This window comes from Advenella mandrilli (genome assembly GCF_016595155.1).
GTDB classification, from domain to species: Bacteria; Pseudomonadota; Gammaproteobacteria; order Burkholderiales; family Burkholderiaceae_B; genus Advenella; species Advenella mandrilli.
Map to the genome: position 1 here is coordinate 1 of NZ_JAENGP010000007.1, position 26,417 is coordinate 26,417.

The following is a 26,417-nucleotide window of genomic DNA, read 5'->3' on the forward strand; positions in this document are numbered from 1 at the left end:
CGCTGCTGGGTGGGGTGGTTCCGGCCCCGCCCCCACCCCCCATGTGGCACTAATCGCAGATCAGGAAACACCGCACCGCTGGGATACATCCGGGTTTATTTTTTGTATTCAAGCCCGACTGTTTTTTACAGTGTTTCGCCGCCGGTTTCGCGGCTGCAGGGGCAGAGTTCGTCGGTTTGCAGGCCGTCTAGAATGCGCAGGACTTCTTCGGGGTTACGTCCAACGTTCAGGTTGTTCACTGACACGTGTTGGATAACATTATCAGGGTCGACAATGAAGGTGGCGCGTAGGGCGACACCGGCTGATTTTTCACGGATGCCAAGCTGGTCTATTAAAGAGCCGGTAGAGTCGGCAAATGAGTAATGTCCCAGTTTGTCCAGTTCGGCATTTTCGCGGCGCCAGGCCAGTTTACAAAATTCGTTATCAACCGAACCGCCCATGAGAATCGCGTCACGGCTGGCAAAGTCCTGTGCCAGCTTATTGAATCCGACAATTTCCGTGGGACAGACGAAGGTGAAGTCTTTGGGGTAAAAATAGATGATTTTCCATTTGCCCGGAAAAGAACTTTCGGTAATGTCTTCGAACGCAGAGACACCGTTTTCTTCATGGTTATTAAAGCCCGGTTTGACACCAATCACTTTAAACGTTTCCAGTTTATCACCAATGGTTTTCATGTTTTTCCTTTTCCTTATTCTTCAAGGTTTCTAGATTCAATTCAGTATAACGCTAACACTTTCAGATGTCTGCCTGATTGTGCGCCGGCCTGGCTTTGGGAATTTCAATATGGCCGGTAAGCCCTGCAGGTTTGTTGGGCAACAGCTTGAGTGAGCCGCCAACGTGCTTGAGAAGTCGCTCGACAATTGAAAGGCCAAGGCCCGCACCACTTACCCCTGTGCGGGCGACTTCGCCACGGGAAAACGGCCGTAGCAGGCGTTCTATGTCTTTGGTCTGGATGCCAGGACCCCGGTCACTAACATTAATATGAATCAGTGAGCCTGCTTCCCGGGCAGTAACGGTGATATGGGCCGTGCCGTCTTCGGACTTACCATACCGCCGGGCGTTTTCAATCAGGTTACTGACAATACGCTTAAGGTTCAATTCTCCGATTTTGGCGTAGAGTCCGGGAGCGATGTCAAATTTCAGGGTGCCCGACAGGGATTCGGTATAGTTTTTTTCGCGTTGGCAAAGCATGGTCAGTACTTCGGAAACATCAATGGCGGTATTGGGAATGGCGCCGGCCGGACGGGCATATTCCATGAGCTGGCCAATACTATGGTCAATCTGGGCCAGGTCTCCGTCAATGGCGGCGCGGGCTTCATCACTGACATTGCTCAGTTCAATTTCAAGCCGCATGCGTGCCAGTGGGGTGCGCAGGTCATGGGAAATGCCTGCCAGCATCAGCTCTTTGTCGGCCTCGATCTGGCGCAGGTCACGGGCCATGCGATTGAAGGCATGGTTAAGGTCGCGGATTTCCAGCGGGCCTTCGTTGACGGGAAGGGGAGCCGGGTTTTCACCGCGAGCCACCTGCTGCACGGCTTTGGACAGGCGCGACAGGGGAATATTGACAAACCGTACACTAATGGCAGCACCGGTTACCGCCAGTATCAGGGCAATAATTCCCCAACCCAGCCATTCGTTGATCAGGGATACTTCGGAATGGTTATTTTTTAATAGTAGCCAGTACAACTCGTCGTTGACGGTAAAGCTAATCCAGATACCCGTTTCGCCATTCATGTTGGCAACCACCAGGGTGTCGGGGTTTTTGGTTTCCAGTCTGATATGCTGGATGAAGGTTTCCCAGAATAGGGTGTTGGGCAGGGCAAGCGTGGTGTCATCAAGCTGGCGCGGGAAAAACTGGATATCGCTGTCTGTGGCCAGGTCGATCACCAGCGCGTTACGCTCTGATGAAGGGACATAAAGCAGTGATTTTTGGGTGATTTTAAGGGCGGTGATGACCCGTTGGGCCAGTTGAATGGCACGGGGTTCTTCTTGCATGCTGAAAAAGACGGCAAGCCAGGTGCCCAGACTGACAATAAGCAATGCGGCCAACAGTAAAAAAGACCGGCTGAATAAACTCAGCCGGGCCTTGAATAATGTTTTGTGAAATAAACCTTTTAAATGGTTTTTATCTTCCTGCATGTAGCATATGTGGTATTAGTTTCCGCCATCGGGTACGAAAACATAACCCAGCCCCCAGACGGTTTGAATGAAAACCGGTTTGGCAGGGTTGGGTTCGATTAATTTTCTAAGACGGGAAATTTGAACGTCAAGGCTTCGGTCGAAGGCTTCGTATTCGCGTCCGCGTGCCAGCTCCATGAGTTTGTCACGGGACAGGGGTACTTTGGGATGACGCGCAAACACTTTAAGAACCGAAAATTCGCCGGTGGTGATGGGAATGACCTCATCGTTTTTGCTAAGGGTACGGGTTGACAGGTTCAGGGTGTAAGGTCCAAAAATAATGGATTCATTTTCCTGGCTGGGCGCGCCGGGGTGTTCGTCGGAGCCGCGGCGGCGCAGGATGGCATTGACCCTGGCCAGCAGTTCGCGCGGGTTGAAGGGTTTTGACAGGTAGTCATCGGCCCCCATTTCAAGGCCAAGAATGCGGTCAATTTCTTCGGCTTTGGCTGTAAGCATGATAATGGGGGTGTTGTCACTGGCGCCACGCAGGCGACGGCAGATAGACAGACCATCTTCGCCTGGCAGCATGAGGTCAAGGACCAGCAGGTCGAAGTGTTCGCGTTGCCAGAGCTTGGACATTTCTTTGCCATCTTCGGCGACAAAAACATTGAACCCTTGTTCAGACAGATAGCGGCGTAGTAGATCACGCAGGCGTTGATCGTCGTCTACAACCAGTATTTTTCGAGGTGAAGTTTGATTTTGAGTGTTCATACCGGAAATGTAACAGCCTTCAAAAAGGTTAACTAGGGGGTTTCACAACATGTTACACAAAAAAAGACCGGGCAATTGTGATTCTTGTGTAACTGATATTTATGCCTGTAATAATCAGGATGGATTTGTTTATGGATGATTAAGCAAAATTTGGCGGATGAGGCGCTTTAAGCTATTAAAATGTTATTTTATTAATGGTAATACACTATTATCAATGTAATAAAGCAAATTTTAAAGGGGTTTTCTAAAAACTTTTGCGGTATACCAAGCTTAGTGTGTTTTTGTATTGTTATACCTTTTTTGGTATTTTGTAACAAATAAGGCTTATTGCCTATCGGTATATACGATAGTTTTTGAATTTTTTATGACAAACATTAATTTGATTGGGATCGAAACCTCGGGCACCGGCTCTAGCGTGGCCTTATTGTGCACCAATGAGCAAGGCAATGCCAGGGTAACGGTCCGGCACAATGAACTGGGTCAGCAACACGCCGAACGCCTGTTGCCCATGCTGGATGAGCTGCTCGCAGAGGCCGGTTTACAAAAAAGCGATATCCATGGAATTGCTTTCGGGCAGGGGCCGGGCGGGTTTACCGGCTTGCGCATTGCCTGTGGCGCTGCCCAGGGATTGGGCTTTGGGTTGGGGGTGCCGGTCTATCCGGTCACTTCACTGCGGGCCACGGCCGAGCTGGCGCGTTTGCAGGCCGATGGCCATTATATTGTCAGTGTGCTTGATGCCCGCATGAGCGAGGTCTTTATGGCCGTTTACCGCGAAGATGACAATCAGCTTGAAACTGTTCAGGGCCCTTGCCTTATTGCCGCCAGCCAGGTTTTCGCCTGGTTGGAAAGCCAGCGCGATGAATGGAGCCGGAACCAGGGTCAAGATATCCGCTTTTTGCTTGCCGGCAATGCACTGGCTGCTTACCCCGATATATTGCAGGGGCACAACGGTATCGCTTACGGGCCAGCAGAATGGGCCGGTGCCGATACGGTTGTGCGGCTTGCCCTGTCTGCCTGGCATAATCACCAGTTTATCCTGGCCGATCATGCCAGCCCGCTGTATGTACGTGATAAGGTGGCTTTTACCACCCGCGAACGGGAGCAGGGGGCAGGCGGTAATCCCAAGGCGAGCCTGCCTGTAAACAGTAGCCTGCCTTTGTCCGAAAAAGCCGTTCAGCCGCTAGAAGATGATTATATGGTTCAGGTCATGAAGGAAGAACATATTGATGCCGTGGTGGCCATTGAGCGGGCCGTGCAGGAAAAACCCTGGACCAAAGGCAATTTCCTGGATGCGCTTAACGCCAATTACCCTGGCTGCGTTATTATAGACAGGGAAAATAGGGTTCTGGGTTTTGCCATGCAAATGCTGGCCCCTGATGTTTCCCATTTGCTGCTTATTGGCGTTACACCGGGCTTCCAGGGGCAGGGGTTGGGTGCCCGTTTGCTGGCTTTTACCGAGAACAGGCTTAAAGAGGCAGGGTTAACGATGCAGGTGCTTGAAGTGCGCCCTTCAAACCGCCAGGCAAGCGCTTTTTACAAACGGCATAATTATGTGCAAATTGGCGTGCGCAAAGGTTATTATGCTGGTAATAATGGTGAAAGTGAAGATGCGCTAGTCCTGCAAAAGCAGCTGGCTTAATAAGTTTATGGTCCCTAATAATTTAACTCCTCCGGTCTTGGTCCGGCCCAATATAAATGGCTTGCAGGTGTTGTGGCTGCAAGAGTTGGGCATAGACCGCCTGTGGGGCAAGCCCTTATTGCCGGTTACAGGTGGGGCGGCTGTCGTCAAACATCAGGCTGAGGCGCCCGCTCGTCCATCGGCTTATATAGCTACGGCAAAAGTGTCTGGCGGGCCGCCCGGGCAACCGTTGCCAGCCACCCCGCATGAACCCGTCACCGCACAGCGGCCTTCGCGCCATTTTGCAAGGGTGGTACCGGCGCGGCCCCCGCAAGAAGAGGCCGCGCCCACGGTGGTGTTGCGGCCCGATATCGGTCATCTTGACTGGCCTGGTTTGCGTGAAAGTGTGGCCAACTGCACAAGTTGCTCTTTGGGTGAGCACCGCAGGCAGGCGGTTTTTGGGGAAGGGGCGCTGCCTTCCGATTGGATGTTTGTTGAAGAAGCGCCGGGCGAACAGGATGACTGGCATGGGCAGCCCTTTATGGGCAAGGCGGGAACGCTGTTTGACAATATGCTCAAGGCTGTTCAGTTGCAGCGTGAAACCGTATTTATAACCCCGTTGGTAAAATGCCGGCCGGTTGCCAATATTACCCCTTCAAAAGAAGAGGTGGCCAGTTGCCTGGGTTTTTTACAGGCGCAGATTGAACGGGTCCAGCCCAAGTGTATTGTGGTTTTCGGGCGTGCCGCCAACCTGCTTTTGGGCAGCAATGAAACCATTGACGTCTTGCGTGCAAAAGATTGTTTTATTAATGATGCGCATGGAAAGCAGATTCCGGTTGTGGTGACGTATCACCCCAACCATTTAATGGTCGCGCACGCCGATAAGGCCCGGGTTTGGCAAGACTTGCAAAAAGCCTTGCGGATTGTGCGTTCCTGTTAATTAAACTACGAACTTTGCTGCGCCCGTCCGTGGCCGATTTCGCCAATTTCATTGAAGGTGTCGGCGTAGCGTTTTTTATTGACCATACACCACACAATAATGAAAGACATTAATACGGCCACAATAGAGCCAAAAATAATAATGATGGTATTAATATGCATCTCAAAGGCCACCATGGCGCCATAGGCGGCGACCATGAATAGGATGTTAAGCTGCTCATTGAAGTTTTGCACCGCAATGGAATGACCGGCTGAAAGCAGGACATGCCCGCGGTGTTGCAGCAGCGCATTCATGGGCACTACAAAGAAACCGGCCAGGCCACCTATTAGAATTAGCACCATATAAACGCTCCAGTCACTTTTGGTGATGGTCATGAGCATGACGGCCAGGCCCATGATAATACCAACGGGCAATACGACAAGTGCTTTACGTAACGGGACCTTGCCGGCCAGTACCGAGCCAAGCACGGTGCCAATGGCGGCTACCCCCATTAAATTGGCTGATTGGGCAATGCTAAGGTTTAAATGGTCTTGTCCCCACTGCAAAACCACCAGTTGCAGGGTTGCCCCGGCACCCCAGAACAAGGTGGTAACGGCCAGGGAGATTTGTCCTACTTTGTCTTGCCACAGAATTTTAACGTAACTGAAGAAAACCCGGTATAGCCTGGCGGGATTGGTTTCCTGCTTGGGGTAAACAAAGTGAGTGTTGGGAATTAACAGGTTGCACAAGGCTGCCAGGATATAAATGGTGGCAATAACCACGATGGCCGCTTCAGCAGGTGTTTTGGCAATGGTGCTAATAAACGGGTTGGCCAGCAACCAGCCCGACATGGCCGGTTCAGTGAGTTTACCGCCCAGTACAACACCCAGGATAATAGAAAGTACGGTCAGGCCTTCTATCCAGCTGTTGCCCTTGACCAGGTCGTTGGGAGGAAGCAGTTCAGTCACAATACCATATTTGGCGGGCGAATAAGCGGCGGCACCTATACCCACCAGGGCATAGGAAAAACAGACAATATAAGCGTGTAACGAGTGGTTGTCGCCCGAGACGAACTCAAAGCCGAACATGAGCAGGCAACCTGAGATTTTAATGGCGTTGGTCACAAACATGACTCTGCCCTTGGGGAAAGAATCTGAAATGGCACCCACGAAAGCGGCCAGAACGACATAGGAAAACGCAAAAAACCATTTCATGGCTGGCGTCATCCAGTCTGGCCCGTTTAACTCGGCAATGAGCGCTATGGCGGCAATAAATAAAGCATTGTCGGCAAGCGAAGATAACGCCTGCGCGATCATGACGAGATAAAAACCTTTTTTCAACCGAATTCCAATTTTTGTTTTTTACTGCGAAGTGACCAGACCGCTTGCATGAAGAAATAAAGTATTGCCATCCGTTTTTTTCAGTTACCGTAAATTCAAAAAACCAAGCGGTAAAATTTAGTAAGGCGGTGACTTTTATTAACTATATTTTGTATGCAGCTAGGTTATTATATAAGGTTTAAGGCTTCATGCAACTTGTCAGTCACAATTGCACGAAACCAATTTAATAAAGTATTCCAGTTCATTAACGTGCGTTTAACCCAACTAAAATTATCCGGTTTCAAATCATTTGTCGATCCAACCACCATTCCTGTTCCCAGCCAGCTGGTCGGGGTGGTGGGTCCCAATGGTTGTGGCAAATCCAACATTATTGATGCCGTTCGTTGGGTGCTGGGCGAAACCCGGGCTTCCGAATTGCGTGGTGAATCTATGCAAGACGTCATTTTCAATGGTTCGGGCAATCGCAAGGCGGCAGGGCGGGCTTCGGTTGAACTGGTGTTTAACAACAGTGATGGGCGTGCAATAGGGCAATGGAGCGTCTACGCCGAGATTTCTGTCAGGCGTGTGCTAACCAAAGACGGGACCAGTAGTTATTTTATTAATAACCAGCAGGTACGCCGTCGCGATATTCACGACCTGTTCCTGGGTACCGGTTTGGGCGCCCGGGGTTATGCCATTATTGGCCAGGGCATGATTAACCGTCTTATCGAGGCTAAACCCGAAGAGTTGCGGGTGTATCTTGAAGAGGCCGCTGGGGTATCCCGCTATAAAGAACGGCGCCGCGAAACCGAAAATCGTCTGTCTGACACCCGTGAAAACCTGACGCGTGTTGAAGATATCCTGCGCGAACTTGAAACGCAGCTTGAAAAGCTTGCGTCACAGGCCGAGGTGGCCACGCAGTATCGCAGCCTGCAGCAAGAGGGCGAAAAGAAGCAACATGTCTTGTGGATGATTCGCGAAGAAAATGCCAAACAGGAAAGACAGCGTAAGGCCGAGGAAAGCGAAAAGGCGCAAACTGATCTGGAAGCGGCGCTGGCGCAGCTGCGCTCGACTGAAACGGCAGTGGAGGCGCGTCGTCAGGCGCATTATCAGGCCAGTGATGCGGTTCATGCGGCACAAACCGCCATGTACGAAGCCAATACGCAGGTTAGTCGCCTTGAAACTGAAATCAGGCATGTGGCTGACTCACGCAATCGCCTGCACAGCCGCAAGTTGCAATTAACAACGCAAATCCAGGAATGGGAAGCGCAATACCGGCATTGCGAAGAACAAATTACCCTGCTCGAAGAAGATAGTGCGGTTTCAGCTGAGCTGGCCGAAGAGTCTCGCGCCCGGGTGGAAGAAATGCAGTCGCAATTGCCCGGGCTGGAAACCCGGCTCCGGCAAACCTCTGCCGAGCGTGAGAGCCTGCGCAGTACCTTGGTCGGCATTGAACAAAATCTGGCCCTGGTGGGGCAGCAACAAACAGAAACCAACCGCCAGCTACAATTGCTGGAGCAACGACGCGAAAGGCTGCTTAAGGAAAAAAGTGAAATTGCCTTGCCCGATACCGGTCGCAGCGAACAGTTGGCCGGAGACAGTGCCGCTGCCGCATTGCAGCTGGAAGAAGCGCAGGCACAATTAATCAGCCTTGAAGAACGCCTGCCGGGGCTTGAAGATGCCCGTCGCCAGGCCCATGAAAACGCCCAGGCAGAAAATGCCAATCTGGCCCGCCTTGAAGCCCGGCTGGCTGCCTTGGTGAAACTGCAGGAAGATGTGCAAAAACAGGGGGCATTGGCACCCTGGTTGCAAAAACATGAATTATCCAGTCTTGGTCGCCTGTGGCAAAAACTCCAGGTTGAACCGGGTTGGGAAAGCGCGTTTGAATCGGTGCTGCGTGAACGAATGGCGGCCATCGAAGTGCGTAATCTTGAGCTTACTCGTGCTTTTGCCCATGATGCACCCCCATCACGGCTGGCGTTTTACCAGAAACCGGCTGCTTCGTTAGTGGTGCCGGTTTCTGCGCAGGGCATGAAGCCGCTGTCGTCCCTGGTGCGTAGTAATGATGCCGACCTTAAAGCGCTGCTTGTGCAGTGGTTGCACGGCATTTATGTGGCTAACGACTTGCCCGAGGCCCTGGCCAGCCGCCAGCAGTTGCCCGAAGGGGGGCAGATTGTGCTTAAAAGCGGTCATGTGGTTGATGCCAGCGGGGTTTGTTTTTATGCGGCTGATTCCGATCAGGCGGGTATGCTGGCGCGGCAGAATGAAATAGAAAACCTGCGGCGTGAAATCAAGGCCGGCCAGTTAATTGCCGATCAGGCCATTAGTGCGGTTGCCCGCAGTGAAAGTGCCTGGAACCAGGTCTCACAGGCAATGGTGCCGGCCCGTCAGCGACTGGCTGAGTTAACCCGCCGCAGCCACGACCTGCAACTGGAATACACCCGTTTTCAACAGCTAATCCAGCAGTCTGACGAACGCTCGCGCCGCCTGAATGAAGACCTGGCCGACCTGGACCTGCAGCGCGAAGAGCTGCTGGCCATCCTGGAAACCAGCGAGATCCGTTTTGAAACCCTTGACATGGAGCTGGGTGAGATACAAAGCCGCCATGCCGATGCGCAAATGCAGGGTGAAGATCTGGCACAAGAAGCCGAGCAGGCCAGGCAGGCCCTGCGGGACCTTGAGCGTTCGGCCCAAGAGGCCGAGTTCAGCCAGCGATCACTGGCTGCCCGCATTACCGAGCTGGAAAAGAATAAGGAGTTGGCCCGCCATCAAAGCGGACAGGCTCGCTTTGAGCTGGATAACCTTGAACGGGAGCTTTTTGATTTTGATGAAGAGGCCATTCGCAGCGGCTTGCAGGAAGCACTTGAGGCCCGGGCTGAAAAAGAAGAGGCCCTGACGCAGGCCCGGATCGAACTGGAAAATATCGCCGCCACGCTGCGCAATGCCGATGATGGCCGACAGGCGCTTGAGCAGTCACTTGAGCCTTTGCGAGGCCGTATCATGCAGTTACAGCTTGATGAGCAGGCGGCCCGTCTGGCGGTTGAGCAGTTTGCCGAGCAATTGAATCAGCACGAGGTTGATCGCGATCAATTGCGCGCCATGCTGGCGGATTTGCCGCCCGATTGGCAAAAAATTACTTGGCTTCAGTCAGAGGTCCAGAAAGTTTCAAGGCAGATAGACAGTCTGGGACCGGTGAACCTGGCTGCCCTTGATGAACTGGCAGAATCCAGTAAGCGCAAAGGGTTTCTTGACGCCCAGCATGATGATTTAATATCGGCCATCGACACACTTGAAGACGCTATTCGAAAAATTGATCGTGAAACCAGGGAATTGTTGCAGGATACTTTCAATCAGGTCAACGGTCATTTCGGAGAGCTGTTTCCCAAATTGTTCGGGGGCGGTGAAGCACGCCTGACCATGACGGGTGAAGAAATCCTTGATGCTGGCGTGCAGGTAATGGCGCAACCACCGGGCAAGCGCAACAGCACCATTCACCTGTTGTCTGGCGGAGAAAAGGCCTTAACCGCCACTGCGTTGGTATTTGCCCTGTTTAAGCTTAATCCGGCACCATTTTGTCTGCTCGATGAGGTGGATGCCCCGCTTGATGACGCCAATACCGAACGCTATGCAAACCTGGTCAAAAGTATGAGTGACCAGACACAGTTTTTATTTATTTCTCATAATAAAATAGCCATGCAGATGGCCCGTCAATTAATTGGTGTTACGATGCAAGAACAGGGTGTTTCAAGAATCGTTGCCGTAGATATTGATTCGGCTGTCCAACTGGCCAATGAAACATGATAATCATAGGGTTAAAAAGATATGAGTAATTTGCAGCTAAGTCTGATCGCACTTGGTGTTGTACTTATTTTATTGGTGTTGCTGTTCAATTGGTGGCAGGAGCAGCGTATCCAGAACAAAATGCGTAGCAAGTTCCCAGAGCCTGAGCAAGACCCTTTATTAAGCGCAGAGCCCATCCAGACACATCCGGGGGCTTTGCGTGAAGAACCTGCTTTTGACTTGTCCAATCAAGACCCGTCCAATGAAGACCCCACTTTCAAGTCCGACGTGACGCTTGCTTCGATCAGGCAAGAACACGATGAGCAAACGGTTGACGAAGTATGCGAAGGGGTGATTGACTTGCATTTTGCTGCGGCGGTTCCCGGCGCCAGTTTGCTGGCGCAAATCCAGTCTTATCGTCAGGCAGGCACTAAAGCCATTCGCTTTTTTGCCGAAACGGCCGATGGTTTTCATCGGGCGCGCCTGCATCCCAACGAGTCCTATATCTCCCTGCAAATGGCGGTCGTATTGGCCAATCGCCAGGGGGCCCTGAATGAAATCGAATGGTCCCAGGCCTTGGTGATGGCCGATAAACTTGCTCATGTTTTTGATGCAAGCACCGAAAGCCCCGATGCCGATGCCCTGCTTAAACGTGCCCAGGCACTTGATGAGTTGTGCGCCAATCTGGATACGCAGGTGGGCCTTACCCTGAAACTGGCAGGCACACAACCGGTGGCGGCCATTATTGATATTGCCCGTCGTATGAGTTTTGTCGAGTATGGCAATGATTTTGCCTGGTGTAACGAAGATGGCGTGCCCCGGTTTTTGCTGTTGCTGGGTAATGAGCCGGGCCAGGGCGTGCGTTCTGCCGGTGTTGACCAGGTTGGTTTGCTGCTTGATGTCCCGCGCAGTCCTGCCGACGAACATGCATTTGGCCGCATGCTGGCGGTGGCCAAAGAGTTGGCAACTGCCTTAAGAGCCCAGCTGGTAGACGACGCCGGGCGTCTCGTCACGGATGGTGCCGAAGTGGCTATCGATAGCAAGCTTGTTGAACTTTATGATGAGCTTGATAAACAGGGTATTCCGGCTGGTTCAAGCCGTGCCTTACTGGTATTTTCCTGATCACTGAAGTACAAGAAATGAGTATGAAACAGGATCCGCAGGCGCAGGCATTGCAGGCGCTTCGCAATGAAATCAGAAAACACGACCAAGCTTACTATGTATACGATGCACCGCTTATTTCCGATGCGGAATATGATGCGCTTATGCAAGCGTTGCAAAAACTCGAGGTCGACCATCCAGAATTAATAACGCCCGATTCTCCCACCCAAAGGGTAGGCGGGGCGCCATTGCCTTCTTTTGCCAGTATCCGGCATGCCGTGCCCATGTTGTCCCTGGGCAATGCATTTGAAGAAACGGATATCCTGGCTTTTGATAAACGGGTGTCCGAAGGGCTGCGCAATGACGGCCTGTTGGGGCTGGCCGATGAGGTTGAATACAACTGTGAGTTAAAGCTGGATGGCCTGGCCATTGGCATTCGCTATGAAAATGGCGTATTGACGCATGCCGCTACCCGTGGAGACGGGCAAACCGGTGAAGACGTGACCAGCAATATCCGTACCATTGCTTCGGTGCCCCTGCGCTTGCAGGGTGAAAATCTGCCTGCCGTCCTGGAAGTTCGTGGCGAAGTGCTTATGAATCGCCAGGATTTTTTAACGCTTAACCGGCAGCAGGATGCCCGTGGCGAAAAAGTGTTTGTGAACCCGCGCAATGCCGCTGCCGGCAGTTTACGCCAGCTTGACCCGCGCATTACTGCCAAACGGCCATTACGGTTTTTTGCCTATGGCTGGGGAGATATCTCCGACTTTACAAGCCCGTTGCCACTTACCCATGCCGATATGTTGGCCTGGTTTTCCCAGTTGGGCTTTCCGCTGGCGCAAGAACGCCGGGTGGTAAAGGGTGCGCAGGGCTTGCTGGAATTTTACCGTCATGTCAGTCATGTGCGCGCCAGCCTTCCTTATGAAATTGATGGTGTGGTTTACAAGGTTAACCAGCTGGCATCCCAGCGGGCGTTGGGCTTTGTTTCCAGGGCACCACGATTTGCCGTTGCGCACAAATTTCCCGCTGAAGAAGTCAGTACCCAATTGTTGGGTATAGAAGTGCAGGTGGGTCGCACCGGCGCCATCACACCGGTCGCGCGTTTGCAGCCGGTATTTGTGGGCGGCGTAACCGTTACCAATGCTACTTTGCATAATGAAGATGAAATCAGGCGCAAGGATGTGCGAATTGGCGATACGGTTATTGTGCGACGTGCCGGCGACGTGATTCCCGAAGTGGTTCGTCCGTTGCCGGAATTGCGCCCGGCTGATGCCAGTGAATTTGTCATGGTAACCGAATGTCCGGTTTGTGGCTCCGCCATTGAACGCCTGCCTGATGAGGCTATTTCACGCTGCAGCGGAGGGCTGTTTTGTGGCGCCCAGCGCAAGCAAAGCTTATTGCATGCGGCCAGTCGCAAGGCCCTGGATATTGAGGGGCTGGGTGAAAAAATTATCGATCAGCTGGTTGAACAGGGCTGGGTTCATTCTTTGGCTGACTTGTATCGCCTGTCGGTAGAGAAAGTCATGGGTCTTGAACGGATGGGTCGGAAGTCGGCCGAAAACCTGGTGAATGCGCTAGAGAAAAGCAAACAGGTTGAGCTTTCCCGCCTTATTTATGCCTTGGGGATACGCCATGTAGGCGAAACCACGGCACGGGATCTGGCCCGTTATTTTGGCAGCCTGGCGGCGCTTGGGCAAGCTACTGAAGAAGACTTGCTTAAGGTGCCCGAAGTAGGGCCGGCAGTGTCTGGTTCTATTCGCCGCTTTTTTGCCGAGCCGCATAACCAGGAAGTGGTGGCTGATTTATTGCAGGTTGGCTTGCAGCCTAAACAGGTTGAAAAAAGCAGCAATGATACGCTGGCCGGCAAAACGTTTGTGTTAACCGGTACCTTGCCCACCTGGTCGCGCGATGAGGCTGGCAAACTGATTATAGATGCCGGAGGTAAGGTAAGTGGGTCAGTGTCCAAAAAAACCAGCTACGTGGTGGCCGGTGACGATGCCGGTAGCAAGTTGGAAAAAGCCCGTCAATTGGGCGTAAACGTGATTGATGAAGACGAGCTAAGGAAAATACTGGGCCTGTCCTGATTGCTGTTCCTCGTTCTAGCGTGGGAGCACCAGTATCCTTCTGCATTACCAGGCAGAGGGCCAATGCTTATTAATAAAAAAACCCCAGCAAGCGCTTGTTTTAAGTCTGCTCGCTGGGGTTTTTTATGCCTGAAATAACAGGTTCGAACTTTAGGGGGCAGTTCATGGCGCGGGAACGCCTATACCGGGCTTATTTTTTCTCGGTAACTTCAACCTTGGCACCGTCACGCAGTGATTGCATGTGTTTTTGCAGGGCTTGCTGGCTTAGCATTTGCTGAATTTGTGGTTTGACTTCTTCCAGTTTTGGCGCCTGGGCAGCACGTTCGTCTTCAACCTGGATAATATGCCAGCCAAATTGCGATTTTACGGGTTTGGCAACCAGTTCTCCTTTTTTGGCTGCTTTGACAGCATTGGCAAATTCCGGAACGTAATTTTCGGCAGGAGCCCAACCCAGATCGCCACCGTCTTTGCCACTACCCGAGTCAATGGACTCTTTTTTGGCTACGTCAGCAAACTTGGCTTTCTTGTCTTTAATGCTTTTTAGCAGTTTGTTGGCAGCTGTTTCGTCTTTAACCAGAATATGTTTAACTTTATATTCTTTTTTGTTGGCATTTTCTTTAACGATTTCATCGTAGGTTTTTTGGATTTCAGCATCGGAAATCTGGTTTTTCTGGCTCCAGTCCTGCAACAAGGAAGCAATCAGAATTTCCTGCTTGGCATTGTTCAGGGCAAGGGCAACTTCATCTTTCTTGGCAATGCCTGCTTTTTCTGCTGCCTGTACCAGTACGGCACGATTGATGAGTTCTTCAGTTAACTGCTTGCGAAACTCGGGGGTATCCTGGGCGCCACGGGCAATCAGGGCCTTGACAGTGTTGTTAAGTTCGGCTTCGGTAATGGCTTTGCCGTTAACGGTTGCGATGTTCTGGGCAAAAGCGGGCAAGGCAACCGCGCAAGATGCGGCAATTAACATAAAACGTTTCATAACTTTCCTTTTGTGAATCAAATAGTGGTTTGCGTTTGAATGGCAAGTGCGTGGATTGGAAATGGAATCAGGTCATTAAGGACATCATAAACCAGTCTTTGCTGGGCCACACGGTTTAGACCGTTGAACAGGGCAGACTGGATAATGACGGTATAATGGCCGGCACCATTTTTACTGCCCGCATGCCCGGCATGCAAATGGGAGTCGTCAATGATTTCCAGCTTGAGCGGTGAAAGGGCTGAGAGCCTTTCTTCAATTAATTTAATACGATCTGACATAAGCGGGCTTAGTTCTCGGAGAGGTCTATATGACGGCTTATCCAGAGGGACTGGCCGATGGCAAAAACAATAAGCAGAATGGTCATGCCAAACACTTTGAAGGTTGCCCATTGGTCCAGGGTGAAATACCCTGAAAAGGCAACAAACAGGTTGATGGCACCGGCAACAATAAAAAAGCCCGACCAGCTGTAATTAAGCTTGTCCCAGACATGATTGTCCATGCTCATTTGGGCGCCAAGCATTTTTTGAATAAGATTTTTTTTGAAAAACAGTTTGCCACCCAGCAAAATGGCCGCAAACATCCAGTAAAGAACGGTGGGCTTCCATTTGACGAAGGCTTCGTTCTGGAAATAAATGGTGGCACCACCAAACACGACAATAATAATCACGTTCATCCAGTTGGTGGCTTCGATAGGCTTTTTACGTAGCTTGAGCCAGATAATTTGCGCCACACTGGCTGCAATGGCCGCCCAGGTGGCAACGTAGATGTCGGCAACCTTGAAGGCGACAAAAAACAGGACAAGTGGAAAAAAATCAAACAGGAATTTTTTCATTCGGTAGGTTCAAAACGTAAAGAAAGAGAGTTGATGCAATAACGCAGGCCTGTGGGTGGCGGTCCATCGGGAAAAATATGGCCCAGATGGGAATCGCAGATGTTGCACAGGATTTCGGTGCGGACCATGCCATGGCTGGTGTCGCGTTCTTCTCTGACATTGTCGGGATTGATTGGTTCAAAATAACTGGGCCAACCACAGCCGGCATCAAATTTTGTGTCTGAAGAAAACAGGGGCGTACCGCAACCAATACAACGGTAGATACCGGCAGAGAAGGTATCCCAGTAGCGCCCGGTAAAAGCACGCTCGGTGCCTTTTTGTCGCGCTACATAATATTCTTCAGGGGTAAGTTCCTGTTGCCATTGTGCATCGGATTTGATTATTTTCACGGTTCACCTGTCTGGAGAATAAACGGACTATTTTAAATGAAATGGGTATTATGTGTTTTGTTTTTCTGGCTGAAACTGTTTTATTTGTTACTATCATTTAAGCGCAGGGAAAACGTGCGCTAAAAACCCATTTTAGGGCACTATGTTAGCGTAAATCGGGGCTTGGCGGTATTTTGTTGGCTGACAGATGTTAATATTCTCATTTTCCTTTTGTTACCTGCAGTTTTACTGCCCGATTATTGTGTCCATGGAGACAAATTAAAAATGAAGCTTGCTAAATTAACCTCTTTAAGTATGGTACTTGCCACTGCGTTTTTAGGTACTGCAATGGCACAAACGGTTGTTAACGTTGGTGTGTCCATTTCCGCTACCGGCCCGGCTGCCTCTTTGGGCATTCCCGAAAAAAACACGGTGGAAGTGGTTCCCACAGAAGTGGATGGCGTCAAGGTGAATTACGTTGTTTATGATGATGCGACTGACACGACGCAAGCCGTTAAAAACATGCGCAAGCTGATTAGTGAAAACAAAATTGATGTCATGGTTGGCAGCACGGTAACCCCTGGTTCTTTAGCCATGGTCGATGTGGCTGCTGAAAATAAAGTGCCGGTTATTAGTCTGGCAGGTAATGCCGTGGTAGTCGAACCCCAGGAAGGCGCCAAGAAGTGGGCGTTTAAAACACCCCAAAATGACTCCCTGATGGCACAGGCCCTGGCTGACGCCATGCAAAAAGCCAACGTCAAAACCCTAGGCGTGATTGGCTTTGCCGATGCCTATGGCCAAAGCTGGCTCAATGAAGTGAAAAGTGTTTTGAAAGACACCGATATCAAGATTGTTGCCGAAGAAAGCTATAACCGTCCCGATACCAGCGTGACCGGCCAGGTGCTTAAACTGTTGGCGACCAAACCCGATGCGGTGCTGGTGGCAACTGCCGGCACGCCAGGTGCCTTGCCACAGCGTGAACTTAAACAGCGTGGTTATAAAGGTCAAATCTATCATACCCATGGTTCTGCCAACAGCGATTTCCTGCGCGTATGCGCCAAAGCCTGCGAGGGCCTGGTGTTGCCCGTTGGTCCCTTGTTGGTGGCCGATCAGCTCAGTGACAGTAACCCGGTCAAGGCCGAAGGCCTGTCTTACATAGAAAGCTATGAAAACAAATTCGGCAAAGGTTCGGTCAGTGTGTTTGGTGGCCATATGTGGGATGCCGGTGCCTTAATCAATGCCGCTATTCCCAAAGCGATTGCCAGTGGTGCCCAACCCGGTACCGAAGCCTTTCGCGTTGCCATGCGTGATGCGCTTGAAAACACCAGCGATGTGAAAGGCGCCCATGGTATTTTTAACATGAGCCCAAACAATCACACAGGTCTAGACGAACGCTCTCGCGTACTGGTCAAGGTGGTTGATGGCAAGTGGGTTTATGCCCCTGAGCTGGGCACCAAATAAGAAAGCCTGCCCTGTGTCATCAATGCCCGGGTGGCCCGTCCTGTTCACAGGACGGGCCATTGTGGCAAATGTGCAGGCACTATTGTTGTTCTACCTATCAAAAGAGAAAAAGCAGAAGATGGATTGGTCTATTGCCAAAATACTCATGCAGGACGGTTTGGTTACCGGGGTTATTTACGCCCTGATGGCTGTTTCGTTGGTGCTTGTATTTGTTGTTACCCGCATTATTTTTATTGCCCAAGGTGAGTTCGTTACGTTTGGTGCGCTTACCTTTGCGATTATGGCCGATGGCGGCAAGCCCGGCACTATTTGGCTGCTACCCATGTTTGGCGCGGCTTTGTTCCTGAAAGAACTGTATTTTGTTTATAAGGGTAAAGACAGGAAAAGCCTGCTTAAATCTTTGGGGATTTTTATCATTTACCCATTGTTTTTGCTGTGGGCGGTGCCGGTCGTTCTGGCCACCGACCCTTCATTATGGGTCAAGGCCTTCCTGACACTGCTTCTGGTTGTCCCGTTGGGGCCCATGCTTTACCGTCTTGCCTACGAGCCGGTTGCCGAGCATTCGGTGCTTACCCTGTTAATTGTGTCCATTGCCGTGCATTATGCGCTGGTGGGGCTGGGGCTGGTATTTTTTGGTGCCGAAGGCTGGCTGGTTTCCGAGCCCTTTTTTGACGGTACGGTTGAAATCGCCTCTTTGACCTGGACTTATCAAAGCCTGTTTGTGATTGGCATGACAGTGGCCATTATTGGTTCCCTGTGGCTGTTTTTTGGCAAAACCCTGTATGGCCGTGCCTTGCGTGCAACCGCGGTTAACCGTCGGGGTGCCCGTCTGGTGGGTATTGGTACTTCCATGTCGGGGCACCTTACTTTCTTTTTAACCGCGTTGGTTGGCGCCTTGTCTGGCATCATGATTGTGTCATTCATTACCATTACCTACGAAACCGGTTTCATGATTGGCCTTAAAGGGTTTGTGGGTGCCATTATTGGTGGTCTGGTCAGTTATCCGCTGGCAGCTTTTGGTGCCATAGCAATTGGCATCATAGAAGCCTTCACTACGTTCTGGGCCAGTGATTATAAAGAAGTTATTGTCTTTGGTATTGTTATTCCTGTTCTGCTTTTACGGTCTATTTTAGTCAAGCACGAAGAGGATGAAGAATAATAAAATGAAACGTTTATTTCTTGCACTTTTTATCATTTTTCTGGTGGTCCTGCCTGTTTTCCCGGGCACGCCCGAGTTCTGGATTAACCAGATGAATTCTATTGGGATTGCCAGCCTGGTGGTATTGGGTCTGGTGGTGCTTACCGGCGTAGGTGGTCTGACGTCTTTTGGCCAGGCCGCATTTGTCGGGATAGGCGCCTATGCCACCGCTTATTTGTCAACCACAGCGGGCTACTCTCCCTGGGTAGGTCTGCTGGTGGCCTTGGTCTTAACGTTCATCGTGTCCTATATCCTGGGACAAATTACCTTAAGCCTGTCGGGGCATTACCTGCCGCTAAGCACAATTGCGGTTTGCCTGGTTTTTTACTATCTGTACGGTAACTTGGGTTTTCTGGGGCGACACGATGGCATTCCGGGTATTCCACCCATTGAAATCTTTGGCTTTTCGCTGCTGAAGGCCAAACATATTTATTTCCTTATTTGGGCGTTTGTGCTGCTGGCCGTCTGGTTCAGCAAAAACCTGCTTGATTCCCGTCCCGGGCGGGCCATCCGTTCCCTTAAAAGTGGTGCGGGTATGGCCGAGTCCTTTGGCGTGCATACCAAATACTATAAAGTGGTGGCTTTTGTATACGCCGGTGTACTGGCCGGGCTGGCCGGCTGGCTGTATGCTCACGAACAGCGGGCGGTCAGCCCCAGCACGTTTGGTATCAATTACGGCATTGAATATCTGTTTATGGCGGTAATTGGCGGTTCAGCCAGTATCTGGGGGGCGGTCTTCGGTTCTACGCTTATTCTTACCATGAAAGACCATATCCAGGATATTGTGCCGCAATTGTTAAATACTTCGGCCAACTTCGAAATGGTGGTGTTTGGTATTGTAATGGTACTGATTTTGCATCATGCGCGCGAAGGCCTGTGGCCCATCCTGGTTAATTTTGTTGCCAAGTTTACCGGCAGCCGCCTGGTACAGCCCAAACCCTTGCCCGAAGCATCTTCACCCTTGCCGCAGCGTGGCAGGCCGCAACATGGTCAGCTCATTCTAGAGGTTGACAACATCCGCAAGGAATTTGGCGGTCTGGTCGCGGTCAATGATATCAGCTTCAATATTCAGGCCGGTCAAATCATGGGCCTTATCGGGCCCAATGGCGCTGGCAAAAGCACTACCTTTAACCTGATTACTGGGGTACACCCGCTAACCAGCGGTTCGGTACGTTTTATGGGTCAGGAAATTGCTGCGCTGTCATCGCGTAAAATTGCCGCGCTTGGGGTAGGTCGTACCTTTCAGCACGTACAGTTGCTGCCCACCATGAGCGTGCTTGAAAACGTGGCGCTGGGGGCGCATTTGCGCGTCAATACCGGGATTATGCAAAGCCTGTTGCATATCGAGCGCGATTCCGAGGCACAAATGTTGCAAGAGGCTAAAAAACAGCTTGAACGGGTTGGTCTGGGTAATTATTTGCATGAGCAGGCCGGCAACCTGTCTTTGGGCCAGCAACGTATTGTGGAAATTGCCCGTGCACTGGCGCTTGACCCGACCTTGCTGCTGCTTGATGAGCCTGCAGCAGGTTTACGCTACAAAGAAAAACAGGAGCTGGCCAGCGTGCTGTCCGGTTTGCGCGATGAGGGCATGAGTATTTTGCTGGTGGAACACGATATGGATTTTGTCATGCGCCTGACCAATCATTTGGTCGTCATGGACTTTGGTACCCGTATTGCCGAAGGCACACCCGAGCAGATTCAGGTTGATCCTGTGGTGCTTGAAGCCTATTTGGGTGGTGTCGATGATGATCTGGGTATTTCCATTGATGCAAAGGGGGCAAATGCATGAGTATCTTACTGGAAACAAAAAACCTGAGCGCACAGTATGGCAAAGTGCTGGCGGTGCAAAATATCAATCTTAAAGTAAAAAGTGGCCAGGTGGTCACGGTGATTGGTGCCAATGGCGCGGGCAAATCCACTTTGCTCAATTCCATGATGGGCTCATTGCCGGTTCCTGGTTCTGCCAGTGGTGAGGTGGTTTATCAGGGGAAAAATATTAGCCGCCTGATTGTTGAAGACCGGGTGGCCAATGGTCTGTGTCTGGTGCCTGAGAATCGTGAGCTGTTTTCCAGTATGCCGGTTGAGGATAACCTGCTGCTGGGCGGTTTTCGCCGTTACCGTGCCCGTGAAAAAAACTGGAAAAGCACGCTTGATGAAGTCTACGAGCTGTTTCCGCGTCTGAAAGAGCGTCGCATGCAACATGCTGGCACTTTGTCTGGCGGAGAGCGTCAGATGCTGGCAGTAGGGCGAGCCTTAATGGGCAAGCCCAAAGTGCTGATGCTTGATGAGCCCAGCCTGGGGCTGGCACCACTGGTGGTGCGTGAGGTGTTCCATACCATTATGCGTCTTCGCGAAAGCGGGGTATCCATTTTGCTGGTCGAGCAGAACGCCCGTGCCGCCTTGCAGGTGGCCGATTATGGTTATGTGCTTGAAATGGGTGAGGTTCGTCTTGAAGGTAAGGCTTCCGAGCTGCTTCATGACCCCCGGGTGATTGAAAGCTATCTGGGCTTTGGCAAGCAGGAGCAATAATGAACGGCTGTCCCGCTGGCGGGACAGCGATTTGTACTGTGTTTTTATGACCGCGTTTTCCAGAGCGGTATTTTGCGGTGAATTTGTTTAATGTCCCGGTTGTTTCAGGCCGGCTTGGTTTTATCCTTAAAATCGCAAAGGTCTGCAATTCCGCATTGCGGGCATTTGGGTTTTCGGGCCACGCATATATAGCGGCCATGCAAGATCAGCCAGTGATGCGCATCAAGCAAATACTCTTTGGGCACCATTCGTAACAGCTTTTTTTCCACTTCCAGTACATTCTTGCCCGGCGCAATGCCGGTGCGGTTGGAGACCCGGAAAATATGGGTGTCTACCGCCATGGCAGGTTGGCCAAATGCGGTGTTAAGCACTACGTTGGCGGTTTTTCGGCCTACGCCTGGCAGAGATTCCAGGGCTTCACGCTTATCGGGTACCTGGCCATTATATTGGTTTTGCAGGATTTCACAGGTGGTCAAGGCGTTTTTTGCCTTGGTTTTATACAGACCAATAGTGCGAATGGCTTCGGTAAATTTTTCCAGCCCCATATTCAGGATGTCCTGGGGGGTTTTGCAGGTATTAAAAAATTTTCTGGTGGCAATATTAACGGCCTTATCAGTGGCCTGTGCCGATAGCAGGACCGCAATCAGCAATTGAAAGTTGTTTTCGTATTCCAGCTCGGTAGTGGGCTTGGGGTTGGCAGCTTTAAAACGGGCAAAAATCTCTTTTCTTTTTTCGGTGTTCATGGTTTCGTCGTGGCAGGGTCTTTTTTCATGCTTTGCTGGCGTCGTTCACGGGCGCGCTGCAAGGCCAGGGCAATCGCTTCTTTTTTAAGTTGTTCAGCGGTTTTTACACTGGCCAGCGCTTGTGCCGGCTTGGGCAGGCTGGCCAACTCTTCGGAGTGGGTGGCGGTTTGAACAGATTTCTGGTTAAGCCGGGTTTCTTCCTGCAAGTGCAGTCTTTGCAGGCGTGCGGCACGTTGCTCATGGCGATCGCGGGCGGCATTGGCGTCTTCAGGGCGCCAGGTGCGCTTGGCATCAACCATGATAATACAGTCTACCGGGCAGGGAGCCACGCATAAATCGCAACCGGTGCACCATTGCGGGTCTACCGTATGCATGAATTTGTTGGCGCCAATAATAGCGTCTACCGGACAGGCCCGGATGCACAGGGTGCAGCCAATACAGTGGGCTTCATCAATGACCGCCACTTGCAGGGGGATTTCTGTGCCACAGTCGGGGTCCAGGGGTAATACCGGTACTTGCAGCAAATTGGCCAGCTGCTGTATGCCTAGGGTTCCTCCCGGAGGGCAGCGGTTGATGCTGGTCTCTTGTCTGGCTAATGCCTGCGCGTAAGGTTTGCAGCCATCGTAACCGCATTTGGTGCATTGGGTTTGCGGCAGGATGGCATCAATTTTATGAAGTAGGGATTTGTTGGTCATAGATAAAAATAAAAAAGGCCTGTTGCTTAACAGGCCTTCTTATTTTAACCGGAAATCAGTCCCGGTCGACGTTATTGATGAATTCTTTCACTTCGGGAAAGACTCTGGTTCGCCATTTGTTACCTGAAAAAATACCGTAGTGCCCACAGCCGCTGGCTTGCAGGTGGTATTTATCAGCCTTGGGCAGGTTGCCACACAGTTCATGGGCTACGCGGGTTTGTCCGTGGCCGGTAATGTCATCCAGTTCACCTTCAACGGTCATGAGTTTGACGTTGCGGATATGATCCGGATCTACCCGTACGCCACGAACGTCCCAAAGGCCGCGCGGCAACAGGTTTTCCTGGAAAACCACCTGAATGGTATCCAGATAATATTCGGCAGGCATATCCAGTACCGCATTGTATTCGTCATAGAATTTGCGGTGACTACCGGCTTCCATGTCGTTACCTCTCATGAGATTCAGGTAGTAGTCGTAATGCGACTGCATATGCTTGTCGGGATTCATGGATACAAAGCCGGCGTGTTGCAGGAAGCCCGGATAGACTTTGCGGCCCACGCCCGGGTAACGGGAAGGCACCATATGAATCAATTGGTTTTCAAACCATGAAAAGGGTTTGGTTTTAGCCAGGCTGTTCACTCCGGTAGGCGAGTAACGGGTATCCAGCGGTCCACCCATCATGATCATGCTTTTTGGCATGGTGGTTTCTTTGGCGCCTGCCATTAATGAGATGGCTGCCAGTACCGGTACGGTGGGTTGGCAAACCGACATAACGTGCAGGTCTGGCCCTAGGGTGCGGATGAACGTCTGGATATACTCTACGTAGTCGTCCAGGTGGAAAACACCTTTTGACAGGGGAATCATGCGGGCATCAATCCAGTCAGTCACGTATACATCGAATGACGTTAACATGGTGTGTACCGTATCGCGCAACAAAGTGGCGTGGTGCCCTGAAAGGGGGGCAATAATCAGTACTGTCGGACTGGGTTTGGCATTGGGTTCCAGATCACGTGCAAAGTGAACCAAGTTGCAAAAAGGCTGACTTAAGGCAATTTCGGTTCGAACGTTTACTTCACGGTCTTCTACTACAACAGAATTGATATCCCAGCCGGGTTTTTCATAATCTTTGCCAAGGCGATGAATCAGTTCAAGGCTTGCCGATATTTGTTTTGAATTGGGAATATAGGCATAAGGGCTGTAAGGATTTGAAAAAATCTGGGAACCTATGTTGGTGAAAGCAGACATAGGCGCCAGTATGGAGCGGGTCAATTCATGAAATTGGTACAACATACTCTCACTTCCTTATTGTTGTTTTGCGCATAAAATTATATTTAGCACAGAAAATTACAGGCGCTTGATAAAAAGTCTAGCATTAGTGATATAGATATAACGAAAAGAAATGACAATATTCACTTAAAACAGACAAAAGTTAGGGAAATTACTATTTTATGACTAGTCATAAATTGGTTTTTAGTGAAAAAAATGAATTGTTACCAGTAGTTTTCAACAGCAAGATTGCCCGGAATACCGCGTCTGCCGGCCGCAAAGCCTTTTTCAGCCAGGATTTTCCGGGCTTCGGATAGCATGTCGGGGTTGCCACACAGCATGATTCTTGAAGTTTCTGGATCCAGTTTCAGGCCACTTAACTGCTCAAGCTTGCCATTGCTGATCAGGTTGGTTAAGCGTTCTTGCGGATGGTTTTTGTAGGTTTCGCGGGTAGGCAGGGGCAGGTAAACAAAACGGTCGCCAAACTGCTGTTGCCATTTGGCCATTTCATCCTGGTAAGTTAGTTCTTCACAGGTGCGAACGCCATGGGCCAGGATGATTTTGTCAAAACGTGTCCAGGTGGCGGGGGTGTTAAGCATGGATATATAGGCCGAGAGCCCGGTGCCAGTCGCCAGTAACCATAAGTCGCCGCCTTGGGGGAAGCGGTCTATGGTCAGGAAGCCGAAGGCGGTTTTGTCGATATAAACCGGATCGCCGGTTTTAAGACCGGCCAGTCGCGGGCTGAATTCACCTTCAGGGACCACAATAGAGTAAAAAGACAGGAAATCATCCTCGGGGGTGCTGACCATAGAATAGGCGCGCCAGATAGAGGGTTCTGCAGCAGGATCGTCGTTGGCGGGCAGGCCAAGTCGGGCAAACTGGCCCGGTTCAAACTGGAAGGCACTATCGCGTGTAGTGGTGATCGAGAAGAGTTTGCCGGGAACCCATTCGGTTATACCGGTTACCATTTCACGGGTATATTTCTGGTCAGTCATATTTTCCTGTTTTTTCAGTCAGCTATTTTTCCAGATACTGGAGTTTGTCAGGTACGTTATTCCAATCATCAGCATCGTCAAGCGGTTTTTTAGAACGGCTGATGGTTGGGAAATCAGGGCTAAGGTCGGCATTGATTTTAATGAAATGGATCTGGTCCTGCGGAACGTCCTCTTCTGCAAAAATGGCATTGGCAGGACATTCCGGAATACAGACGGCACAGTCAATGCATTCGTCCGGATCAATGATCAGGAAGTTGGGGCCCTCTTTGAAACAGTCGACAGGGCATACATCGACACAGTCTGTATATTTACATTTAATACAGTTTTCGGTAACAACGTGAGTCATTTAAAACTCCAATAAACGACATTAAAAATGTGATTTTACCCAATCTTGAAATAGTTGGTGCTCAAAACCCTGATAGCTGTGATATGGTTATGAAAAATTCTCTGTGATAGACATGATTATTACATCGCTTTTAGATACTGATTTATATAAATTCAGCATGATGCAGGTTGTGTTGCATCAATTCCCGGGCGCTCAGGTAGAGTACCGTTTCAAGTGCCGTTCCAAGGGTGTCAATTTGCGCCCTTATATTAATGAAATACGCAAGGAAATCCATTCCCTGTGCCAGTTGCGCTTCACTGAAGATGAACTGAATTATTTGCGCAATATGCGTTTCATTAAAAGCGATTTTGTTGATTTTCTAAGTCTGTTTCATTTGCCTGAAAAGTGTATTGAAGTTGCCGAGGGCCCCGAAGACGGGGAAATCACGATCGAAGCCAAAGGCCCCTGGCTGCATACGATTTTATTTGAAATTCCGGTGCTGGCTATTGTAAATGAAGTGTATTTTCGCAATGAACATAAAATCCTTGATTGGACGGAAGGCAGGCGTCGTCTGAATGAAAAGATTGAACTGGTTAATGCCAGTACCGACCTGAAAAGTTTCAAAATTTCCGAATACGGTACCCGCCGGCGTTTCTCCAAAGCCTGGCATCACGAAGTGGTTAAAACCCTGATAGAAAAAATGGGTAATTATTTCGTAGGGACCAGTAATGTGTTAATGGCCAAGGAATATAATATAACGCCTTTGGGCACCATGGGGCACGAATATCTGCAGGCCTGCCAGGCATTGGGACCGCGCTTGCGCGATTCCCAAGTGTTTGCCCTTGAAATGTGGGCCAAAGAATACCGTGGTGATCTGGGTATTGCGCTTTCTGATGTTTACGGGTTGAATGCTTTCCTGCGTGATTTCGACATGTATTTTTGCAAGCTGTTTGATGGCGCGCGGCACGATTCCGGCGACCCATTTGAATGGGGAGAGCGTCTGTTGGCCCATTACCAGGCCAACCGGGTAGATCCAAGCAGCAAAACACTGGTATTTTCCAATAATCTTAATTTTCCAATGGCCATAGAAATTGCGCGCCGGTTTCAGGGGCGTTGCAAGGTGTCTTTTGGCATTGGCACCAATTTAACCAACGATATGGGTGTGCCAGCTTTGCAGGTGGTCATGAAAATGGTGCGTTGCAATGGCCAGCCGGTTGCCAAGGTTTCAGACGAGCCCGAAAAAACCATGTGTGACGACCCGGCTTATCTATCTTATTTGCGGCATGTGTTTGATTTACCTGCCGCCTGATTTTTTCTT

23 protein-coding genes are annotated in these 26,417 nt (G+C 50.6%); 10 read left to right on the top strand and 13 right to left on the bottom strand.

Features of this window, described 5'->3' with window-relative positions:
* Nucleotides 1–125 precede the first annotated feature (125 nt).
* The 3 genes from JHL22_RS06930 to ompR form a co-directional block, all read right to left on the bottom strand.
* Nucleotides 126–674 (bottom strand): peroxiredoxin, encoded by a 549-nt coding sequence (locus JHL22_RS06930; protein ID WP_200235348.1) that lies wholly within the window; start codon nt 672–674, stop codon nt 126–128.
* Between the two features lie 61 nt (nt 675–735).
* Entirely contained in the window at nt 736–2,049 is a 1,314-nt protein-coding gene (locus JHL22_RS06935) for an ATP-binding protein (RefSeq protein ID WP_442859638.1), read from the bottom strand.
* 105 nt (nt 2,050–2,154) lie between these two features.
* Entirely contained in the window at nt 2,155–2,889 is a 735-nt protein-coding gene (gene ompR / locus JHL22_RS06940; RefSeq protein ID WP_200235352.1) for an osmolarity response regulator transcription factor OmpR, read from the bottom strand.
* 364 nt (nt 2,890–3,253) lie between these two features.
* Between ompR and tsaB the strand changes: the two genes are divergently transcribed.
* Nucleotides 3,254–4,528 (top strand): tRNA (adenosine(37)-N6)-threonylcarbamoyltransferase complex dimerization subunit type 1 TsaB, encoded by a 1,275-nt coding sequence (gene tsaB, locus JHL22_RS06945; RefSeq protein ID WP_200235354.1) that lies wholly within the window; start codon nt 3,254–3,256, stop codon nt 4,526–4,528.
* 7 nt (nt 4,529–4,535) lie between these two features.
* Complete coding sequence (locus tag JHL22_RS06950) at nt 4,536–5,447, top strand: uracil-DNA glycosylase (RefSeq protein WP_200235356.1); 912 nt, start codon at nt 4,536–4,538, stop codon at nt 5,445–5,447.
* 5 nt (nt 5,448–5,452) lie between these two features.
* Here the strand turns inward: JHL22_RS06950 and lplT are convergent, their stop codons facing one another.
* A complete protein-coding gene (gene lplT / locus JHL22_RS06955; RefSeq protein ID WP_200235358.1) occupies nt 5,453–6,766 on the bottom strand; it encodes a lysophospholipid transporter LplT in 1,314 nt (437 codons plus the stop codon).
* A gap of 249 nt (nt 6,767–7,015) precedes the next feature.
* Between lplT and smc the strand changes: the two genes are divergently transcribed.
* The 3 genes from smc to ligA are packed head-to-tail and all read left to right on the top strand — an operon-like array spanning nt 7,016 to nt 13,707.
* Nucleotides 7,016–10,546 carry a chromosome segregation protein SMC gene (gene smc, locus JHL22_RS06960; RefSeq protein ID WP_200235597.1) on the top strand — a complete coding sequence of 1,177 codons (3,531 nt, stop codon included), beginning with the start codon at nt 7,016–7,018 and terminating at the stop codon, nt 10,544–10,546.
* Between the two features lie 21 nt (nt 10,547–10,567).
* Nucleotides 10,568–11,647, top strand: a complete 1,080-nt coding sequence (locus JHL22_RS06965) for a cell division protein ZipA C-terminal FtsZ-binding domain-containing protein (protein WP_200235360.1) — start codon at nt 10,568–10,570, stop codon at nt 11,645–11,647.
* Nucleotides 11,648–11,664: 17 nt separating this feature from the next.
* A complete protein-coding gene (gene ligA, locus JHL22_RS06970) occupies nt 11,665–13,707 on the top strand; it encodes an NAD-dependent DNA ligase LigA (protein WP_200235362.1) in 2,043 nt (680 codons plus the stop codon).
* 190 nt (nt 13,708–13,897) lie between these two features.
* Here the strand turns inward: ligA and JHL22_RS06975 are convergent, their stop codons facing one another.
* From JHL22_RS06975 to msrB, 4 genes are read right to left on the bottom strand one after another with little or no spacing between them, the layout of a single operon-like run.
* Nucleotides 13,898–14,689 (bottom strand): peptidylprolyl isomerase, encoded by a 792-nt coding sequence (locus JHL22_RS06975; RefSeq protein WP_200235364.1) that lies wholly within the window; start codon nt 14,687–14,689, stop codon nt 13,898–13,900.
* 17 nt (nt 14,690–14,706) lie between these two features.
* Nucleotides 14,707–14,967: a BolA family protein gene (locus JHL22_RS06980; protein WP_200235366.1), complete on the bottom strand. Its 261-nt coding sequence runs from the start codon at nt 14,965–14,967 to the stop codon at nt 14,707–14,709.
* Between the two features lie 8 nt (nt 14,968–14,975).
* A complete protein-coding gene (locus JHL22_RS06985) occupies nt 14,976–15,521 on the bottom strand; it encodes a septation protein A (protein WP_200235368.1) in 546 nt (181 codons plus the stop codon).
* Nucleotides 15,518–15,910 (bottom strand): peptide-methionine (R)-S-oxide reductase MsrB, encoded by a 393-nt coding sequence (msrB, locus tag JHL22_RS06990; RefSeq protein ID WP_200235370.1) that lies wholly within the window; start codon nt 15,908–15,910, stop codon nt 15,518–15,520. Before msrB ends, JHL22_RS06985 begins: the two co-directional genes overlap by 4 nt.
* Before the next feature lie 264 nt (nt 15,911–16,174).
* Between msrB and JHL22_RS06995 the strand changes: the two genes are divergently transcribed.
* The 4 genes from JHL22_RS06995 (at nt 16,175) to JHL22_RS07010 (ending at nt 21,077) form a co-directional block, all read left to right on the top strand.
* Nucleotides 16,175–17,350, top strand: a complete 1,176-nt coding sequence (locus JHL22_RS06995) for an ABC transporter substrate-binding protein (protein WP_200235372.1) — start codon at nt 16,175–16,177, stop codon at nt 17,348–17,350.
* A gap of 118 nt (nt 17,351–17,468) precedes the next feature.
* Nucleotides 17,469–18,509: a branched-chain amino acid ABC transporter permease gene (locus JHL22_RS07000; RefSeq protein ID WP_200235599.1), complete on the top strand. Its 1,041-nt coding sequence runs from the start codon at nt 17,469–17,471 to the stop codon at nt 18,507–18,509.
* Between the two features lie 4 nt (nt 18,510–18,513).
* Complete coding sequence (locus JHL22_RS07005; protein ID WP_200235374.1) at nt 18,514–20,337, top strand: branched-chain amino acid ABC transporter ATP-binding protein/permease; 1,824 nt, start codon at nt 18,514–18,516, stop codon at nt 20,335–20,337.
* Nucleotides 20,334–21,077, top strand: a complete 744-nt coding sequence (locus JHL22_RS07010; protein ID WP_200235376.1) for an ABC transporter ATP-binding protein — start codon at nt 20,334–20,336, stop codon at nt 21,075–21,077. Before JHL22_RS07005 ends, JHL22_RS07010 begins: the two co-directional genes overlap by 4 nt.
* 104 nt (nt 21,078–21,181) lie before the next feature.
* Here the strand turns inward: JHL22_RS07010 and nth are convergent, their stop codons facing one another.
* The 5 genes from nth to fdxA all read right to left on the bottom strand — a co-directional run bounded on the left by nth (nt 21,182) and on the right by fdxA (nt 25,120).
* Nucleotides 21,182–21,820 (bottom strand): endonuclease III, encoded by a 639-nt coding sequence (nth, locus tag JHL22_RS07015; protein WP_200235378.1) that lies wholly within the window; start codon nt 21,818–21,820, stop codon nt 21,182–21,184.
* Complete coding sequence (gene rsxB, locus JHL22_RS07020) at nt 21,817–22,515, bottom strand: electron transport complex subunit RsxB (protein ID WP_200235380.1); 699 nt, start codon at nt 22,513–22,515, stop codon at nt 21,817–21,819. The genes nth and rsxB overlap by 4 nt, the downstream gene beginning before the upstream one ends.
* Nucleotides 22,516–22,570: 55 nt before the next feature.
* Nucleotides 22,571–23,803 carry a polyhydroxyalkanoate depolymerase gene (locus tag JHL22_RS07025; protein WP_200235382.1) on the bottom strand — a complete coding sequence of 411 codons (1,233 nt, stop codon included), beginning with the start codon at nt 23,801–23,803 and terminating at the stop codon, nt 22,571–22,573.
* A gap of 200 nt (nt 23,804–24,003) precedes the next feature.
* Nucleotides 24,004–24,774: a ferredoxin--NADP reductase gene (locus JHL22_RS07030; RefSeq protein WP_200235384.1), complete on the bottom strand. Its 771-nt coding sequence runs from the start codon at nt 24,772–24,774 to the stop codon at nt 24,004–24,006.
* Between the two features lie 22 nt (nt 24,775–24,796).
* A complete protein-coding gene (gene fdxA, locus JHL22_RS07035; protein ID WP_200235385.1) occupies nt 24,797–25,120 on the bottom strand; it encodes a ferredoxin FdxA in 324 nt (107 codons plus the stop codon).
* A 112-nt stretch (nt 25,121–25,232) separates the two neighbouring features.
* On the opposite strand from fdxA, the gene pncB reads away from it, so the two are divergent.
* Nucleotides 25,233–26,408, top strand: coding sequence for a nicotinate phosphoribosyltransferase (gene pncB / locus JHL22_RS07040; RefSeq protein ID WP_200235387.1), 1,176 nt, complete (start codon nt 25,233–25,235; stop codon nt 26,406–26,408).
* Nucleotides 26,409–26,417: the final 9 nt, after the last annotated feature.